The 17,994-nt window shown below is 75.1% G+C and carries 13 protein-coding genes; 11 read left to right on the top strand and 2 right to left on the bottom strand.

The window, feature by feature from the left end; genetic code table 11:
* Positions 1 to 36: 36 nt before the first annotated feature.
* From ACZ7KF_RS30065 to ACZ7KF_RS30055, 3 genes are all read left to right on the top strand, one after another.
* On the top strand, positions 37 to 1,002 hold the full coding sequence (locus tag ACZ7KF_RS30065; RefSeq protein ID WP_471081755.1) for a zinc-binding dehydrogenase: 966 nt from the start codon (positions 37 to 39) through the stop codon (positions 1,000 to 1,002).
* A 115-nt stretch (positions 1,003 to 1,117) separates the two neighbouring features.
* Positions 1,118 to 1,327 carry a helix-turn-helix domain-containing protein gene (locus tag ACZ7KF_RS30060; RefSeq protein WP_030339104.1) on the top strand — a complete coding sequence of 70 codons (210 nt, stop codon included), beginning with the start codon at positions 1,118 to 1,120 and terminating at the stop codon, positions 1,325 to 1,327.
* Positions 1,327 to 1,902 carry a Clp protease N-terminal domain-containing protein gene (locus tag ACZ7KF_RS30055; protein ID WP_471081751.1) on the top strand — a complete coding sequence of 192 codons (576 nt, stop codon included), beginning with the start codon at positions 1,327 to 1,329 and terminating at the stop codon, positions 1,900 to 1,902. The genes ACZ7KF_RS30060 and ACZ7KF_RS30055 overlap by 1 nt, the downstream gene beginning before the upstream one ends.
* A 276-nt stretch (positions 1,903 to 2,178) precedes the next feature.
* Here the strand turns inward: ACZ7KF_RS30055 and ACZ7KF_RS30050 are convergent, their stop codons facing one another.
* On the bottom strand, positions 2,179 to 3,249 hold the full coding sequence (locus ACZ7KF_RS30050; protein ID WP_471081749.1) for a PadR family transcriptional regulator: 1,071 nt from the start codon (positions 3,247 to 3,249) through the stop codon (positions 2,179 to 2,181).
* Between the two features lies 1 nt (position 3,250).
* On the bottom strand, positions 3,251 to 4,324 hold the full coding sequence (locus tag ACZ7KF_RS30045; RefSeq protein WP_471081746.1) for a DUF4097 family beta strand repeat-containing protein: 1,074 nt from the start codon (positions 4,322 to 4,324) through the stop codon (positions 3,251 to 3,253).
* Between the two features lie 401 nt (positions 4,325 to 4,725).
* Here ACZ7KF_RS30045 and ACZ7KF_RS30040 point away from each other — a divergent pair, with 401 nt between their 5' ends.
* The 8 genes from ACZ7KF_RS30040 (at position 4,726) to fxsT (ending at position 17,947) form a co-directional block, all read left to right on the top strand.
* Positions 4,726 to 4,905, top strand: a complete 180-nt coding sequence (locus ACZ7KF_RS30040; protein WP_003992906.1) for a DUF6104 family protein — start codon at positions 4,726 to 4,728, stop codon at positions 4,903 to 4,905.
* Positions 4,906 to 5,146: 241 nt separating this feature from the next.
* Entirely contained in the window at positions 5,147 to 5,557 is a 411-nt protein-coding gene (locus ACZ7KF_RS30035) for a CU044_2847 family protein (protein ID WP_471081743.1), read from the top strand.
* The gene (locus ACZ7KF_RS30030) at positions 5,554 to 8,214 is read left to right on the top strand and encodes a VMAP-C domain-containing protein (RefSeq protein WP_471081740.1); all 2,661 of its coding nucleotides are present in this window, start codon (positions 5,554 to 5,556) and stop codon (positions 8,212 to 8,214) included. Before ACZ7KF_RS30035 ends, ACZ7KF_RS30030 begins: the two co-directional genes overlap by 4 nt.
* A 186-nt stretch (positions 8,215 to 8,400) precedes the next feature.
* Positions 8,401 to 9,414, top strand: a complete 1,014-nt coding sequence (locus tag ACZ7KF_RS30025) for an AAA family ATPase (RefSeq protein WP_471081737.1) — start codon at positions 8,401 to 8,403, stop codon at positions 9,412 to 9,414.
* A gap of 7 nt (positions 9,415 to 9,421) precedes the next feature.
* Positions 9,422 to 12,976 carry an SAV_2336 N-terminal domain-related protein gene (locus ACZ7KF_RS30020; RefSeq protein WP_471081734.1) on the top strand — a complete coding sequence of 1,185 codons (3,555 nt, stop codon included), beginning with the start codon at positions 9,422 to 9,424 and terminating at the stop codon, positions 12,974 to 12,976.
* 104 nt (positions 12,977 to 13,080) lie between these two features.
* Positions 13,081 to 13,347 (top strand): hypothetical protein, encoded by a 267-nt coding sequence (locus tag ACZ7KF_RS30015; protein ID WP_471081731.1) that lies wholly within the window; start codon positions 13,081 to 13,083, stop codon positions 13,345 to 13,347.
* A 104-nt stretch (positions 13,348 to 13,451) separates the two neighbouring features.
* The gene (locus ACZ7KF_RS30010) at positions 13,452 to 14,861 is read left to right on the top strand and encodes an aKG-HExxH-type peptide beta-hydroxylase (RefSeq protein WP_471081728.1); all 1,410 of its coding nucleotides are present in this window, start codon (positions 13,452 to 13,454) and stop codon (positions 14,859 to 14,861) included.
* A gap of 83 nt (positions 14,862 to 14,944) precedes the next feature.
* Positions 14,945 to 17,947, top strand: a complete 3,003-nt coding sequence (gene fxsT, locus ACZ7KF_RS30005; RefSeq protein ID WP_471081725.1) for an FxSxx-COOH system tetratricopeptide repeat protein — start codon at positions 14,945 to 14,947, stop codon at positions 17,945 to 17,947.
* The last annotated feature ends 47 nt before the right edge of the window (positions 17,948 to 17,994 follow it).

Genomic DNA, 17,994 nt, shown 5'->3' with positions numbered 1-17,994 from the left:
TTCCGCCGGCTGCACCGCGCACCTATCGTCGGCAGCATGTTCGCTGTCTACGCCGCCCGAATCGACCGCGACCAGCCGCTCACCGGCCTCGAGTTGGGGGAGCGTCCGGCTCCCGAGGCCCGTCCCGGCTGGAGCACCATCACGGTACGGGCCGCTTCCCTCAACCATCACGACCTCTGGTCCCTGCGGGGCGTCGGCCTCCCGGAGGAACGGCTGCCGATGATCCTCGGCTGCGACGCCGCCGGCGTCGACGCGGACGGCAACGAGGTCGTCCTGCACTCCGTCATCGGCCAGTCCGGCCACGGCGTCGGCCCCGACGAGCCGCGCTCCATCCTCACCGAGCGCTATCCCGGCACCTTCGCCGAGCAGGTCGCCGTGCCGACCTGGAACGTCCTGCCCAAGCCGAAGGAGCTCTCCTTCGCCGAGGCCGCCTGTCTGCCGACCGCCTGGCTGACGGCGTACCGGATGCTGTTCACCAACGCCGGGGTACGGCCCGGGGACTCGGTCCTCGTGCAGGGCGCGGGCGGCGGTGTCGCCACGGCCGCGATCGTCCTCGGCAAGGCGGCCGGGCTGCGTGTCTTCGCCACCAGCCGGGACGAGGCCAGGCGGAAGCGGGCCCTGGAGCTCGGGGCCGTGGAGGCCGTGGAGCCCGGGGCGCGGCTGCCGCAGCGGGTGGACGCCGTCATCGAGACCGTCGGCGCCGCGACCTGGTCGCACTCGGTGAAGTCCCTGCGCCCCGGCGGCACGCTCGTCATCTCCGGTGCCACCAGCGGAGACCGGCCCTCGCATGCCGAGCTGACCCGGATCTTCTTCCTCGAACTGAAGGTGGTCGGCTCGACCATGGGCACCAAGGACGAGCTGGAGGATCTGCTCGCCTTCTGCGCCGCCACCGGTGTACGGCCCGTCATCGACGAGGAACTGCCGCTGGACCGGGCCCGCGAGGGCTTCGAGCGGCTCGCCTCCGGGGAGCAGTTCGGGAAGATCGTGCTCACCAACTCCTGAATTCAGCGGGGGATCGGGGCCGAAAGGCGGGTCCGGGGTACCGGGCCCGCCTTTCGCGTCCTCCGCTTGTCAACATTGGTTGACATCGATCGGAGTGTCAACCTAAATTGACAGCATGAGTGAGGCAACCGATCTCGCCGAGCGTGCCGGCGACCGTGATCCGCGGGTCGGACTGCGGGCCGTGGCCGCGTTGCGCCGGCTGCTGGAGCAGCTGGAGGCGGTACAGGTGCGCAGTGCGCGCAATCAGGGCTGGTCGTGGCAGGAGATCGCCGCGGAGCTGGGTGTCAGCAGGCAGGCCGTGCACAAGAAGTACGGGAGGCGTTGATGTTCGAGCGGTTGACGAAGGATGCCCGGGCGGTGGTCCAGGGGGCGCTCGAGTACGCGGATGAGGGCGGGGCGCGGTCCGTCGACGCCGGGCATCTGCTGCTCGCGCTTCTCGACCGCGAGGACGGCAGGGCTTCGCTCGCGCTGTCCGCTCTGGGGCTTGCTCGGACGCGGGAGCCGGTGCGGCAGGCCGTGCTGGAGGCGCGGCGCAGGGCGGGGCTGACCAGGGCGGACGCGGATGCGCTGGCGGGGCTGGGGATCGACGTGTCGGAGATCGTGGCGCGGGTGGAGGAGGCCCACGGGGTCGGCGCGATGTCGGGGGACCGGGTGGGTGTCGGCCGGGGGTGGGGCAGGCGTCGGCCGGGCTTCAGCCGGGAGGCGAAGGGGGTGTTGGAGCGGGCTCTGCGGGTTGCTCTCGCTCGGCGGGAACGGTATGTCGGGGACGAGCATCTGTTGCTGGCGCTCACTGTGTTGCCGGGGGTGGCGGGGGAGGTGCTGGCCGACCACGGGGTGACGTTTGAGGGGGTGACGAGGGTTTGCCCACCCGCCCACCCGACTCGGTCCGCTGGAGAGTGACCCTCACGGGGCTCCGCCCCGGACCCCGACGGTTTGCCCACCCGCCCACCCGGCTCGGTCCGCTGGAGGGTGACCCTCACGGGGCTCCGCCCCGGACCCCGAGGGTTTGCCCGCCCACCCACCCGGCTCGGTCCGCTGGAGGGTGACCCTCGCGGGGCTCCGCCCCGGATCCCGGGGGTTTGCCCGGCCGTCCACTCGGCTCGGTCGGCTGGGGGGTGACCCCCGCGGGGCTTCGCCCCGGAGCCCTGGAGCGCGGCCGGGCTCGGTGTGCTGGGGTCAGGGGTGGGGGGTGTGGAGCAGGGATGCGATGTGGGCCGCTGCCGTCGACAGGTGGTGGCGGGCCTCGCGGAGCTGGGTGGGGGTGACTCCGTGGTCGCGGGCCGCGTCGCGGATGTCGTCGCGGAAGCGGTCCAGGAGACGGTCCAGGGCACGGGCCGGGTCGCCGGCGGCGTCGCCGGTGGGGTCCTCGTGGGCCCATGAGGGCTCGTACCCGGCGGGGAAGTCCTCCGGCGCGGAGGTGTAGTGCGGCTCCGCTGCGGCAGGCGCCTCGGGGGTTCCTCCCGACGCGCGGCCGAAGCCCCAGCTGCCGCCGAACTCCTTGCCGAAGTCCTTCCCGAACTCGCCGAACTCCTTGGCCAGTTCGGTCAGCCCTTCGCGGACGCCGGTCGGCCAGTCACCGCGTGCGAAGTGGTCCTGGACCCGGTCCTGGACATGGCGGGCGATGCGCTGCATCTCCTCCTGCGCCTGGGCCCGCGCCCGTGCCTGCGCCTCCTGGGCCTGACGGCGGGCCCGCTGGGCCTCCTCGCGGGCTCGCCGGCTCTCGTCCTTCGCGCGCCGCGCCTGCTCCTTCCACTCCTGCTTGACCCGGCGCATCTCCTCCTTCGCGGCCTTCCACGCCTCCTTGTCGTTCATCTCGCCGTACTCCCCGTAGGGGACACCTCCGGGTGCCTTGGCGCCCCGGCGGGCCTCGGAGGCGGCGGCGCGCATCTCGCGGCGCAGGTCGCCGGCCGCCCCGCGCACGTCGGCCTTTATCTCGGCGGCCAGTTCCGCGACCGACTCGCGGATCTCCAGCTCCAGGTCGGCCAGCTCACCGCTGCGGTCGGCCAGTTCGGCACGGCCCGCGTCCGTGATGGCGTACACCTTGCGGCCGCCCTCGGTGGTGTGCCGGACCAGCCCCTCCGCCTCCAGCTTGGCCAGGCGGGGGTAGACCGTGCCCGCCGAGGGGGCGTAGAGGCCCTGGAAGCGTTCCTCCAGGAGCCTGATCACCTCGTAGCCGTGACGCGGGGCCTCGTCGAGCAGCTTGAGCAGGTAGAGGCGGAGGCGGCCGTGGGCGAAGACGGGGGCCATGTCAGAGCACCTTCTTGTCGGTCGTGCCGTCGGCCGGGGCGCCGGTGGCGCCGGCGTCCTGGCCGGAGACGGAATTGTCCCCCGGGGCGGTGGAGGTGTGATCGGCCGGGTGGGGTGCGGCCCCGGTGTCGGTCGGAGCGGTGTCGGTTGGGCCGGTGGCAGCCGGAGCGCCGTCGGTCGGAGCGCCGTCGGTCGGAGTGCCGTCGGTCGGGGCGGTTGCGGGGCCGGAGGGGTGTGGGGGCTCGGTCTCCCAGGAGGTGCTTTCCTCGTCCCGGGGCGGGCGGCGCAGCAGGGCGATCGAGCCGGAGATCGTGGTGGCGCGCAGCTTGCCCGTGCCCGCGCCGAGGCGGCCGGTGACCTTGTGCGCGCCCCACTGGCCGCGCACCCGCAGCCCTTCGAAGGCGTTGGAGATCGTGCCGCTCGCGGTGTTCGCCTCCACCTCGGCGTCCGCCGGGTGCGGGAGACGGATGGCGATCTCGCCGGAGACGCTGGTGAGGCCGACGTCCGTGGGACCGTCCGGGTCCAGGTCGACGATCACGGAGCCGCTGACGGTGTCGGCGCGCACGGAGGAGCCGGCGCCCTCGACCACGGTCAGATCGCCCGACACCGAGTGGAACCTCAGGTCGCCGGTGACCGCCTGGGCCTCCAGACTTCCGGACACGGTGTCCGCGCGGACCGGTCCGGAGACGCCGACCAGGGTGGTGTCGCCGTTCACCCCTTTGATCACCGCCGGGCCCCGGATGCCGGACACGACCGCCCCGGCGCCGACCACGCCCACCTCCACGCGCGTGTCGGCGGGGACGGCGAGGGAGACGACGGCGCTGCGGCGCCAGCCTTTCTGGTCGAGCCATTTGAGGAAGCCCTTCCAGGGCAGGTCCTCGTAGGCCACGGTGAGCGTGCCGCCGCTCCGGGTGACCACCAGGGGCGGACCCTGGAGATCCGAGACCTCCAGACGGGCGGAACCCTCGTCCGTCCCCACGACGTTCACCGTGCCGTTGACTATGCGGACCTGGAGGTCGTGTACGGGTGCGTCGAAGGTCAGCTTCTGGGGTTCGGTGACGGACCACTCGGACATGGGGCCTCCTCGGCCGGGCATGGTCGCGACGCGCCATATCGCGTCCTCTGCTCAAACACGATATATCGCGCCGATGGGAAGTCAAGACACCCGTTCGTGTGGCCGCTCGCCCGGACGCCGGGCGCTGGACGCCGGGCGCGGAGAGCGGGGTGCGGGCGCGGGGTGCGGGATGCCGGGCGTCGAAGGCGGCGGGGTGCCTGGTGGGGGCGCTGAGCCGGCGTACGGAGTGTGGGGGATGGCGTATGACGAGGCGCGCGGGCGTGCGGTGAGGTGCGCGCGGGAGCGATGGCCTGAATCCGTCCCGTGCGGGGGCGGGGCGGAGCGGGGCGGTGGCGGGGCGGTGGGCGCATAGGCTGGTGGGAGTTGTTGACAGGCTGGATGCTTACGCAGGAGACGCCCCTATGTACTTCACCGACCGCGGTATCGAGGAGTTGGAGAAGCGGCGCGGCGAGGAAGAGGTCACCTTCGAGTGGCTTGCCGAGCAGTTGCGCACGTTCGTGGACCTGAACCCGGACTTCGAGGTGCCCGTGGAGCGGCTGGCCACCTGGCTCGCGCGGCTCGACGACGAGGACGACGAGTAGGACGCGCAGGACGGACGGAGGCGGGGGGCAGGGCGGACGGAGGCGGGGGGCATGACGGACGCAGGCGGGGGCAGGACGGACGAGGACTGCGAGCAGGGTGGGCGCGGGATGCGGCCACGTCCCCGGACGCGGGGGCGGTGATCGGCCGTATCGTTCACCGGCCCCGTCCCCTTTTCCTTTTCCCTCCCCCTCTCCCTTCCCGGGAGTTAGCCTTCTCCTCCCATCGGCGAACGGGGGCGTCATGGCTGGAGGAGTCGAGCGCGTACGCCTGGACGACGGGACCGTCGTCTGGGCCAGGATCCGCGCGGCCGACGAGGAAGCGCTGGACGAGGGCGGCTACTGGGACACCGGATTCGGCGACCGGGTCGTCGACATGGCGGGGGGACTGGCCGGCACGGTCGGTGGTGTCGTGCGCTCCCTGCGCGCCGGTCTGGACACCCCGGCCCCCGTGGAGGTCTCCGTCAGCTTCGGCATCGAACTGACGGCGCACTCCGGCAAGATCGTGAGCGCCATCGCGGAGGGCGGCGGCACATCCTCCCTCACCGTGTCGCTGACCTGGACCGAACCGGCCACCACGGCAGTCGGTGCGAACCCCGCGGCGCCGGCCGGTGGCGTCGTACCGTCACGGCCCGCTGCCCCCGGCGCCGCATGAGCGCCTTCGACGAGATGGTGCGCCCCTCGCTCGCGCGCATCGGCGCACCGGGTGACGGGTATGCAACGGACCGTGACCCGTACTGGGGGACGGGCTTCTTCGTGGCCCCGGGTTGGCTGTTGACCTGCGCCCACGTCGTCGGGAAGGGGGGAGCCGCCGTGTGCCGAGGGGAGAGCACCCTGAGCGTGACGTGGCAGGAGCGCACCGCCGCCGGCGCCTGGGAACCGCGCACCGGCACCGGGACCGCCGCCGTCGTCGCGCCCCGGCCCGAGGGTACGGGACGGGCGCGCGACCCCTGGCCGTTCCCCGACCTCGCACTCGTCCGGGTGACCGGTGCCGACAAGGTGCGCTGCGTCTGGCTCGCCGACCGGGAAGCGGGCCCGCGCACCCCGCTCGGGCTCTACGGCTGGTCGGTGCAGACCGGCGAACTGGGCATCCGGCACGGCACCGGGGAACTCGCCGGATCCGACGCGCGGGCCCTGCTGCTCGCCGGGAGCCTGCCCATCGGCGGGCTGTCCGGCGGGCCGGTGCTCGATCTGCGGCACGGCTCCGTCATCGGCGTCGTCAAGGGGCGCCGGCGCGAGGAGGGCGTCGCCGTCCCGGTCACCGCGCTGTACGAACTGCTGGACTCCCGCGAGGCGGGCCGCGTGGTCCGCGAGGTGCTGCGCGCGCACGACCTCCATCACGCGAGCCTCCTCGACGTCCCCTCGCCGTACCCGGACTGGTCCGCCGTCCAGGCCGCCCTGCCCGCTCACACGCCCTCCGTCTCCGGGATCACCGCCGAACTGCGCACGCGTCTGCACGGCCATCTCGCACAGCTGCCGCCGCCGGCCTGCGCCGGCGAGGTCGTCCACCTCGTGGAGGACGTGAAGGAGCAGGTGCGCGGCGAACGCCTGCCCTCCCTGGTACTGCCGAACGTGCGGACCTGGCGCGAGGGCGCCGGTCTGCTGTACGGCCTGCGGACACTGGAGCCGGGCGGCGGTGGAACGCTGGTCGACCTGGACGCCGCTCTGCTGTACGCGGCCCGGGTGGCCCGCAAGACCGGCCGCGAGCGTGCCGGGGAGGTGGACGTGGAGCGGCTGCGGGAGTTCACCGGCTGGATCGCCGGGCAGGCGGCCGGTCACCGGCACTGGGCGGTGGGCGAGGCCATCCGCGCGCTGCTGGAGGGAACCGAGGACCGGCCCCTGCCGACCGGCGCCCCCGCGGCCGAAGGTCTGCCCGGAGGTTCGACCGAAGGACCGTCCGAAGGTTCGACCGGAGGACCGTCGTCCGACGGTTCGCTCGGCGATGTCTCCGGCGGTCCGTCCGGTGGGCGTTCGGGCGGTCCCTCCGGCGATCCGTCCGGCGATCCGTCCGGGGGTCTCGCCGCCGGGGCGCCGGCGCCGAACGGGGCGGTCGTGGTGCCGGGGCCGGCCGAGTCCCTGGAAACACCGTCCCCGAGCGGCGCGGTCGTGGCTCCGGGGCAGGTCGAGTGCCTCGAAGCATCGTCCCCGAACGGGTCCGCCGGCACGCCCTTACCCGCCGAGCCCGGCTCGGCGTCCCTCCCGGCCACCGTCGTCCGCCCCCGCTCGGCCCCCACCCCGGGCGTCGTCCCTGACACCGACCCGGACATCGCCCCGGAACCCTTCATGCCCGCCCCCCGTGTCGCCCCCGCCCCCGAGCGGAGCCCCGCGACACAGCCGGCCCCGGCGGTCATCCCCTCGGCCCACCCCGAACCCTCCGCCCACTCCGTACCCTCCGTGCCCCTCGCCTCCGACGCCCGGACCGACGTACTCGTCAGGGTCGGTCCGGCCACCTACGGCCGGCACCCCTGGAGCGTGCAGCTGATCTACGACGGGCGGGACGTCACCCCCGTGGACGGCGACGACCGGGGCGCACGGGCCGAGGAACTGGCGCGGGTGCTGCGGGAGCCGTTGGCCCGGGCGCTGAGCCAGGGGGACCACGGGGAGCATCTCGCCGCGATCGAGGTCTTCCTGCCCCGCAAGCTCTTCGACCTTCCCGTGGACGACTGGCAGTTGCTGGACGGGCCCGAGCGCGGCGACGGCGGTGACGGCGACGAGGGGGACGAGGACGACGACTTCGTGGACGAGCGGGCCCTCCCGCTCGGGCTGCGGCGGACCGTCGTCATCCGGGAGGCCCGGCGCAACGGCCTGCCGCCCTCCCCGGAATGGCGCCGGCGCTGGAAGGGCGTCCTGCGCGGCCCGCTGACGTACGAGACACTGCACGGACGCCCCGTCGCCGAAGGGCACCCCCCGGAGGTCCGGGCCGGCAAGTACCCGTACTACGGCGCCCTGTCCGCGCTGAGCGACGCGGCCGTGCCCGTCTACTGCGGTCCCGTCGGCAGCGGCGAGGGCTACGCGGCGATGCGGGACGCGCTGCGGTCCGGGCACTCGGTGGTGCTGTGGCGCCGCGACCGGCACGACCACGACGAGTGCGGGGCCTTCCACTGGCAGGCCGCCGCGCTGCTCGGGCTCGCCGGGACCGCCGACAGGCTGCACGGCCCGGTCCGCGACCTGCGTATCCGCCTGGCCGATCCGGACACCGCCCGGGCGCACGGCCTGCGCGGGAAGATCGCCGTTCTGTTCGATCCGCCGGACCGGTCGTCGTACGGGACGGAGAGCATGCGACCGCCACCGCTGGCCGCGCCCGGCGGCTGACCCGCGGGCGACCCCGCCGTTCCCGGTGGACACTCCGTCAACTTGAGCGAACCGTACGGGCGTTCGCGGAAAACAAGAGGGACGCCGGACGCCGCGAACCCCGGCGGGCCGGGCCGACGGGCGGTAGCCTCGTACGTCGGACGGCCGGGCCCGCTGAATGATCACCAGAGCCGGGAGGAGCCCAAGGTGAACGACTGGCGGATCTACCGCGGAGTGGGTCAGCCGCACGACGGCATGCGGCGGTTGCCGGCGCCGCCGCCCTGGCGCGACTTCGCCGCCTCCCGGGACGGCGCGGAGAGCGGCCCCGACGACCCCAGCAGCGCCCGTCGGCTGGGCGTACGCCGCCGCCTCGTGGAGAACTACGCGCCCCGCCCGGCCGAGGTGGACGCCGTCAACGCGGCCCTCTATCTGCGCCGCCCCCTGCTGGTGACCGGCAACCCGGGCACGGGCAAGTCGACCCTGGCCTACGCGGTCGCCCACGAACTCGGCCTGGGCAAGGTGCTGCGCTGGCCCATCGTCAGCCGCACCGCCCTCCAGGACGGCCTGTACCGGTACGACGCCATAGCCCGGCTCCAGGACGTCCAGCTGGAGCGTGCCCGCGGCGACGACAGCGGTGCCGCGGCGTCCGGCATCGGCTCCTACATCCGGCTCGGGCCGCTCGGCACCGCGCTGCTGCCCGCCGGGCAGCCACGCGTGCTGCTCATCGACGAGCTGGACAAGAGCGACCTGGACCTGCCCAACGACCTCCTGAACACCCTGGAGGAAGGCGAGTTCTCGATCCCCGAGCTGGAGCGGCTGGCGGACCGGGAACCCGTGGTCGAGGTGCTCACCCACGACGGCGACCGGGTGGCCGTGCACGGCGGGCGCATCGCGTGCACCACGTTCCCGGTGATCGTGCTGACCTCCAACGGCGAACGGGACTTCCCCGCCCCGCTGCTGCGCCGCTGCGTCCAGCTGGAGCTGGACCCGCCCGGCGAGGAGCAGCTCACGGCCATGGTCGAGGCGCACCTCGGCACGGAAGGCGTCGCCGCGGGCGCGGACCTGATCCGCAGGTTCCTGGAGCGCGAACCCGGCGAGGTGCTCGCCGCCGACCAGCTCCTCAACGCCCTGTACCTCACCCAGCACGATCCGCACGCGCAGGGCCTCACCCGGGAGCGGATCGCCGAGATGCTGATGCAACCGCTCGACCGTACGAGGTGAGAGGCGGATGCCGGGGATGCGTCTGGACGAGCTGATCGGCAAGCTGCGCCAAGGCGGGCTCCAGCCGACCGCCGAGGACGTGGCGGACGCGCTCTGGCTCGCCCGACGGCTGGGCGCGACCCCGCCCGAAGAGGACAGCGGCACGCCCGGCACCGAGGCGCCCGGGGACGACACGTCCCCCAGCGGCACCGGCGCGCCCGGAGCCGGTCCGGACCGCCCGCCCGGCCCGGACCCGCAAGCCGCGTCGCCCGACGCCGCCACGGCGCCCGGCCCGGGCACCCCGACCGCGCCCCCACGGGACGCACTCGCCCCCGCCGTCCCGCTGCACATCCCGAGCCGCACCGCGCACGGCCACACCGACGGCCCCCCCGCGGCCTTCCCGGTCCGCGCCCCCGCCGCCGGCGCCCTGCCCGGACTGCTCGGCCTGCAGAAGGCACTGCGCGCCCTCGGCCGCTACCGCACGGCCTCCGTACACGGCCAGGACGAGCGGATCGACGAGGCGGCCACCGCCGAACAGGCCGCCGCCAGCGGCATCCTGCTCCCCGTCACCCGGCCCGGCCGCCGCCGGCGCTGCGACGTGCAGCTGCTCATGGACACCGGCCCCGCCATGGCCGTCTGGGGCCAGATGGTCGAGGAACTGCGCCAGGCCTGCCAGCAGTCCGGCGCCTTCGCCTCCGTCCGCGTCCACCACCTGTACGCCGACGACGCCGGCACCCCGCTCGTCGGTACGACCGCCGGTCCCGGCCGGCGCACCCGGCTGCGCCCCGCCGACGAGCTGCACGACCCCAGCGGGCGCCGGCTCACCTTCGTCATCAGCGACTGCGTCGGCCCCCTGTGGCAGAACGGCACCGCCCAGCGCCTGCTGCACGGCTGGCCGCGCACCGCGCCGCTGGCCGTCGTCCAGCCGCTGCCGCCCCGGCTGTGGGGCCGTACCGCGCTGCCCGCCGAACCCGGGCTGCTCGTCCGCACCGGCGAGACCGGCGGCCGCCTCGAATTCCTGCCCGAGGACGAGCCGTGGGAGGAGCCACCGCCCGGCGCCCGGCCCGTGCCCGTGCTCCAGCCCACCCCGGAGGCGTTCGAGACCTTCGCCCGGCTGCTCGCCGGCACCGGCCCCACCCGCGAGCACGCCTGGGCCGGCCTCGCCCACCCCGCGACCGCACCGGCGGACCCGGCCGACGCGCCGCCGCCGCGCAGCGACGACGACGTGCTGCGCGCCTTCCGTGCCGGCGCCTCGCCCGGCGCCCTCCGGCTGGCGGTCTACCTCGCCGCCGCGCCCCTCACCCTGCCCGTGATGCAACTGGTCCAGCGGGCCATGCTGCCCGACACCGGGCCCATGGAACTGGCCGAGGTGCTGCTCGGCGGACTGCTGCGGCAGCTGCCCGGCACCGAGGACCAGCCGTGCTTCACCTACTCCCCCCGGATGCAGGACCTGCTGCTGTCCTCCCTCGACCAGGACACCGCCGGGCTCGTCCTCAAGCACTGCTCCGCCTATGTGGAACGGCACTTCGGCAAGGGCACCCGCAACTTCGCCGCCCTGGCCGCGGCCCGGCTCGCCGACCACGGCCCGGCGGCCGGCGCCGGGCAGCTCGGCGAGGACGGCGGGGCGCGGCACGGCGGCGTGGAGGCCGAGCTGTTCGCCCGCATCCCCGCGCGCGTGCTGCGGTTCTATCTGCCGGACCTGGTCACGCCCGACCCGCTTTCCGAGGCCGAGCGGCTGCTCGACCGGTGGCGGCAACTGGCCGACCCGGAGATGCTCCGCCGGGCCCGGGAAGAGGCCCGGGTCGCCACGACGGTCCCGGACCCCGACGCCGACGGCGGCTCCGCGGCCCGCGCCCGGCTGGTCCTGGGCCGGGTGCTGCGCGCGGAGGCCGGTACGGCGGGCGCGCGGGCGGAGGGACGGCGTGCCGCGCTGCTGCGGGAGGCCGCGGCCGAACTCGCCGCCGCCTACGCGACGGCCCCCGCCGACAGCCGCCGGCGGGCCGAAGCCGCGCTGGAACTGGCGTCCTGCCGGCGGGAGCTGTGGCAGCTGACGGCGGAGACGAGCCATCTGACGGAAGCGCTCCGTCCCCTGGACTCCGGCACACCGCCCTGGCCGCGCATCGCCGCCGAAGCCCGCGCCTGGCAGCCCGCCCCCAGGGGCGACGCGGCGCCGCGAGACGAGGCCCCCGGGGCACCGGACGGCGACGGGACGGTACGGCGGGCGTCGGACGGGGACGGGACGGTGCGGCGGCCATCGGACGGGGACGGGACGGTGCGGCGGCCTTCGGACGGCGACGGGACGGTACGGCGGCCGGGGGAGCGCGCGGACGGGCCGGCCGGTGCCGGATCCGGCGAGCGGACCGCCGCCGCACCGGTGGACGGGCCGCCGCCCGAGGCCACGCCCGCGTCCGCCACGGGACCGGACGGCATGCCCTGCCTGGACGGCGTACCCGCGCCCGCCACGAGTGCCGAGGGCGTCTCCGGGCCGGAAGCCGCCGCAGCGGGCAGCGTGCCCTGGGACGTGGCCGCCCATCGGGCCCGGCTCCTGCTGCGCGGCCGGCTGCTGCTCGATCTGCGGCACCCCGGCGCCGCCGTACCCGAACTGCGGGAGGGCTCCGCCCTGCTGGCGCGGGAACGGGCCTCCGACACCGTGCGCGGGCCCGCGCTGCTCGATCTCGCACGGGCACTGCGCGGGGCGGGGGCCGAGGACGCCGAGACCCGGCAGGCGCTGCACGAGGCCCTGGACGCCGCCGGGGACGACCCGGCCCTGTTGCTGCCGTCCCTGGCCGCGCTGGCCGCGTTCCACGACGCCGCCGGGGAGACCGACGAGGCCGACACCGCCTACGAACGGGCCGCGCTGCTCGCCCCCGCCTCCGGCCCCCTGCGCGTCCAGCTCCTCACCGCCTGGGGCGAGTCACTGCTCAGACGAGCCTCCGCGGGCGACGGCGCCGGTGTGGTGGACCGCGCCGAGTACGTGCTGCGCGAGGCGCTGAAGGCGCTGCCCGCCCGGTCCGCGCACCGCGGCCGGCTCCAGGGCCTGGTCGGCAGCGCGCTCGCCCAGCGCTTCCGGCATCTCGGTTTCCTGCCCGACCTGTTCGAGAGCCGGCATCTGCTCGGCCAGGCGGTGCGCGCGGCGACCGACGCGGCCGTCCGCGCCGAGGTGTGGCTGCAACTGGGCCGGGTGCGGCTGGAGGGCTGGTACCACGCGGGCGCCCCCGTGCTGATGGAGGCGCTCCAGGCGTACGAGAACGCCGAGCGGGAGGCGGCGGCGGCCCACGGCGGCGACCCCGGTTCGGTGACGGCCGCCCGTGCCCGGCACGGCTGCGGGGCGGTACTGGCGCTGATGGGGCGGCCCGGTGCGGCCGGCGGCGCGTTCCGGGCGGCCCGGGAGCAGTGGCAGCGGCTCGTCGGGGCGCTGCGCGAGGTCGACTGGGCCGATGTGGAGCTGAGCCGGCGGGCGGAACGGGAACCGCCGCCCGGGGACGCCCGGTCGCTGCCGGAGCAGGCGTGGCGGGAAACGGCCCCACCGTGGTGGCCGTGGTCCCAGGACTGGGCCGACGCGAGCGAACGTGACCGGAGTTGAGCCGTCCGGGGTTTCTGCTTCCGGCCTGTCGGGAAGAAGTGGGCAGCCACTGCGGCTGCGCGGGGCGGGCGTGGGGCAGGGAGGAGCCGAGGGTGGGGGAGCCAATGACACGGGGGACCGGCCTCGGCGAGGACGCCGGACGGGTCGTGTTCCCACCCGGCCTCACCGACGTCGACCTGCGGACACTGCGTGCCATGGACGATCCGGCGGTGCTCGCGGCGGTCGCCGGGGTGCTCGCCGATCCGGAGGGGCTGCGCCGGGTCTGGTACACCACGGGCGGCGACGACAGGATCATGCCGGGCCGGCCCGGGCATGCGTTTTCGGCCGGTTCCGCGCGGCAACCCTTACGCGGCGAGGACACCGTGGCATGACCCCGGGACCCGTCGGACCGGTGGGAGACATACGACCGGGAGACGCGGACGCCGCCGGGCCCGTGCGAGACCTGCGACCGGGAAGCGCGGACGCCGCCGGGCCCGTGCGAGACCTGCGGCCGGCAGACGCGGACGCCGGCGGAGACACGGGCGCCGTCGGAGGTGTCGGCGCCGACGGAGACGTACGGGTGGTCGGCTCGGCGTCCGGTCCGGTTCCGGGTGACGTACGGGTGGCCGGCTCGGCTTCCGGTCCGGTTCCGGGTGATGTTCTCGCGGCCCTGGCCCGGACCCGGCCGCTGCCCACGGCCACCTCGGTCCTGCGGGCCGCCCTGCACGCCCGGCGGATGCTGCTGCTGAAGTCCCTCCTGGTCCGGTTCGACGAGGTGCGCGGCACCCTGCCCGCGGCGGTACGGCGGCGCTTCGAGGACGACTGGGCGCTGCTGGAGCGGGCCGAGGGGACCGACGCCACCGCCGTACGCGCCGTACTGGACTACCCGACGACCGGCGCCTGGCTGGCCGCCGTGCTCGCCGAGCCCGACGGCCCGGCCTTCCAGGAGCGCCTCGCCGGTCTCGGCGCGGTCGCCGTCGCCGCCGCCCTGCGCGCCGGCTGCCGGTTCACCACCAGCCGGGTGCTGCCGGCCGGCACCCTGCCGCTGCCCGGCATCGGACTGCTGCGCTGCGCCCGCGGCCGGGCCCGGTTGAGCGGCCGGGCCGGAGCCGTACGGATCACCGACAGCGCGGGCCAGACCCTGCTGCTGCCCGGTGCCGCCCCGGCCGGCCCCGGCACCCGCTGGACCGCCGACGGCGCCCTCGCCTGGTCGGCGCTGCACACCCTGCCCGGCGGCAGCGCCGTCCTGGACGACGTGGACCCCCACCGGGTGCCCGCGGGCGGCATCGGGCCGGCGGCGCTGCCCGCGGCCGAGCGCCCCTACTCCGACCACGCCGCGTGGGCCGCCCGCTGGCGGGACGCGCACGCCCTGCTCACCGCCACCCACCCCGCCCGGGCCGCCGAGACCACCGCGCTCGTCCGTGCCGTCGTCCCGCTCGCGCCGCCGGCGGTCGCCGGACCGCCGCTGAGCGCCACCGTGCGGACCGCGCCCGGCGCCGTCCTGGCCCAGCTGCCGGCCGACCGGCGGGAACTGGTCGAGCTGCTGGTGCACGAGACGCACCACACCAAGCTGGCCGTGCTGGACGAGCTGGTCCCGCTGTGGCGGCCCGGCGGCAGCCTGCACCAGGTGGGCTGGCGGCGGGATCCACGCCCGGTCCCGGGCGTCCTCCAGGGCGCGTACGCGCACCTGGCACTGCTGGACCTGTGGTGGAGGGCCCGCACCGGACCCGCCTGGGCGTGGCGGCGGCGCGCCGCCGAGCGGTTCGAGACGTGCCGGGAGCAGGTCGCCGAGGCCTTGTCCGTGCTGGCCGATTCCGATGAACTGACCCCGCACGGAAGGGAGTTCGTCCGGCACATGGGCAGCCACCACGCGTACCTCGCGGGGAGCGCCCACTCGCCGGGCTGACGCTCCGTAGAGGGACACTTGCGTTACGTTATGCGTACGGCTGCCCATGTGACCGGCAGTCGCGGTGGAAGCAGGGAGCGGCGATGGCGGAACAGCGGCGGCCGGGCGCGAACGGCGCGGTGGTACCCGAGCATGCGCTCGTGGTCTTCCCGGGGTACTACCGCTCGTGGGCGGCGTGGATCGCCCAGTGCCTGGAGCGGCACGGACACCGGGCCACACTCCAGCGCTGGGACCCGCCGCGCGAGGTGGCGCTGGAGGACTCGCTCGGCGACCTGCTGCTGGCCAGCGGAAAGGTCCTGCTGGTCCTCAACGACTGGTTCTTCGAGCTGGGCCCGCGCCCGCCGGGCGAGTGGAACGACGCGCTGCGCGGCTTCGTCGCCGCGCACGCCGACCGGTTCGCCGCGGTCAACCTCACCAACCGGCCGCTGCTGCCCGCCACCGCCGTGCTGGAGCCGGCCAGCCTGTGGGCGCTGAGCGAGGAGGCCGCCGAGGAGCGCCTGCTGCGCCGGCTCGGCCTGGAGCCGCTCGCCCGCCCCCGCACGCTGCCGGGCCGGATCCGCTACCCGGACGAGCGCTGCGAGATCTGGGGCGAGGTGCCACGCCGCAACCCGCGCTTCACCGGCCGCGACGACCTGCTGGGCGAACTCCACCAGCGGCTCGCCGACGCCGAGCGCGGGGCCGCCGCCTGCACGCTCGTCGGCATGTCCGGCATCGGCAAGACCCAGCTGGCCGCCGAGTACGCGCACCGCTTCAGCACCGACTACGACCTGGTGTGGTGGGTCAACAGCGACGACCGCACCATCCAGCGCGACCGCCTCGGCGAACTCGCCGTCGAACTCGGCCTGCGCATCGGCAGCGAGCCCGGCGAACGCATCCGCGCGGTCCGCAACGCCCTGCGCCGCGGCGAGCCGTACGCGAACTGGCTGCTGGTCTTCGACGGCTGGGACGACATCGAGGGCGTGACGGCGCTGCTCCCGCAGGGCACCGGGCATGTGCTGATCACCTCCCGGAACCGGGGCTGGAGCGAGCACACCGACGTGCTGGAGATCCCCGCGTTCCTGCGCCCCGAGTCCACCGCCTACCTGATGCGCCGCGCCCCGCACATCGGCGCCCGTGAGGCCGACGAGGTGGCCGCCGAGTTCGGTGACGTGCCGCTGCCGCTGGTGCAGGCCGCGTCCTGGCTCGGCGAGTCCGGCATGGAGGTCGGCGAGTACCTGCGGATGGTCCGCGAGCGGCGGCTGTCCACCGTCGACGAGCCCGTCACCGGGGAGGGCTTCCCGCAGTCCTCCCTCACCTCCTGGGCCATACTGCTCAACCGGCTGCGCCGCTCCCAGCCGCAGGCCATCGACGTGCTCGGCCTGTGCACCTCCTTCGCCCCCGGCCGCATCCCGCTCGGCCTCATCCGCGCCTACCCGCGGACCGAGCTGCCCGAGGAACTGCGCTGGATGACCACCGACCTGCCGGCCTGGACCCGGGCCCTGGACACGCTGGTGAACTACTCCGTGCTCACCCGGGAGACCCGCGGGCCGCTCGCCGCGGAGGCGGGCCCGCACCAGGAGTCGGTCCACATGCACCGGCTGGTCCACGACATCGTCTCCAAGCTGACCGGCGACACCACCAGCGAGCTGCACCGGCGGGCGGTGCGCACCCTGCTCGCCGAGGCCGATCCGGGCAACCCCGCCGACAGCCGCAACTGGCCGCGCTACGCCGAACTGCTGCCCCATCTCCAGCCCTCCGGCGCCCTGGAGAGCCGCCAGCCGCGCGTGCAGGAGCTGGTGCTGAACTGTCTGCGGTACTGCACCCGCAGCGGCGAGTACAGCGGCGGCCTGGAACTGGCGCAGCAGGTGCGCGAGCAGTGGTCCCGGTTCATGGCACCGATCGACCAGCCGATGCTCGACCTGGCCACCCAGGAGGGCAACATGCTGCGCAACAGCGGCCGGTTCCGCGAGCTGTACGAACTGCACCGGGGCGTGCTGAAGCAGCTCCGGGAGGCACCCCGGCGCAACGAGATCGGCGAACTGGTCAGCAAGAGCGCCATCGCCTCCGGCCTGCGCTCCCTGGGCCGCTACCAGGAGGCGTACGACCTCCAGAGCGAGGTGCTCGAAGGCAACGAGCGGCTCCTCGGCCCGGACGAGCCGCCCACCCTGGTCGCCCGGCACAACCTCGGCGTCACCCTGCGCATGCTGGGCCGGTACGCCGAGGCGCTGGACCTCGACCTGGAGACCCTGACCCGCGGCGAGAGCGTGCTGCGCGCGCGGCACATCAACACCCTCCACTCCGGCAACGCGGTCACCCACAGCCTGCGGCTGCTCGGCCGCTACCGGGAGGCGCTCGCCCGGCAGGAACCCGTCGTACGGCTCCATGTGCAGGTGCTCGGCCCGCAGCACCCGCAGACCCTGGAAGCCCGCTCCCAGCTGGCCATGTGCCGGCGCCGCGAGGGCGGGCACGCCCCGGACGTCGGACCGGCCATGGCCAGCCTGCTGGACCAGCTGATCCAGCAGCACGGCCGCGAGCACTACCGCACCCTGGCGTTCCTCACCAACTACGGCAACTTCCTGCGCGAACACGGAGACCTCAGCCAGGCCCGCGCCCTCATCGACGAGGCGGAGACGGGCTACCGGTCGCTGCTCGGCCCCGCGCACCCCGTGGCCACCGGCATGCTCTCCAACACCGGCCTGGTGATGCAGGCCTCGGGCGAGCGGGCCGACGCGCTGTCGATGTTCGAGGCCGCGCTGGCCGGGCTCACCGCGACGATCGGCCCCGACCATCCCTGGGTCCTGGGCTGCGCCCTCAACGCGGCCGGCGCGCGCAACTTCAACGGCCGTATCGACGATGCGGTGGAGCTGAGCCGGGACACGCTGCGCCGGGCCCGGCACACGCTGGGGCACGATCATCCGCTCACCCTGTCCTGCCAGGTGGCGCTCGCCGCGGATCTGCGGGTGGCGCACGAGCCGGAGGAGGCGGGCAAGCTGGAGGAGGACGCCCTGCTGTCCCTCACCCGCACCCTGGGCGCCCAGCACCCCCACACCCTCTCGGCCCGCCAACGGGTCCGCCCCTACTGGGACTTCGAGGCGTACCTGGGCTGAAGGCGCCCCGTAAGGGGCGCGGGGAACCGCGCGACCGGCCGCCACGC

It is taken from the genome of Streptomyces sp. NPDC038200 (assembly GCF_055600785.1).
Note: the sequence above shows the minus strand (reverse complement) of the source record. Positions and strands in the feature narration are given on the sequence as shown.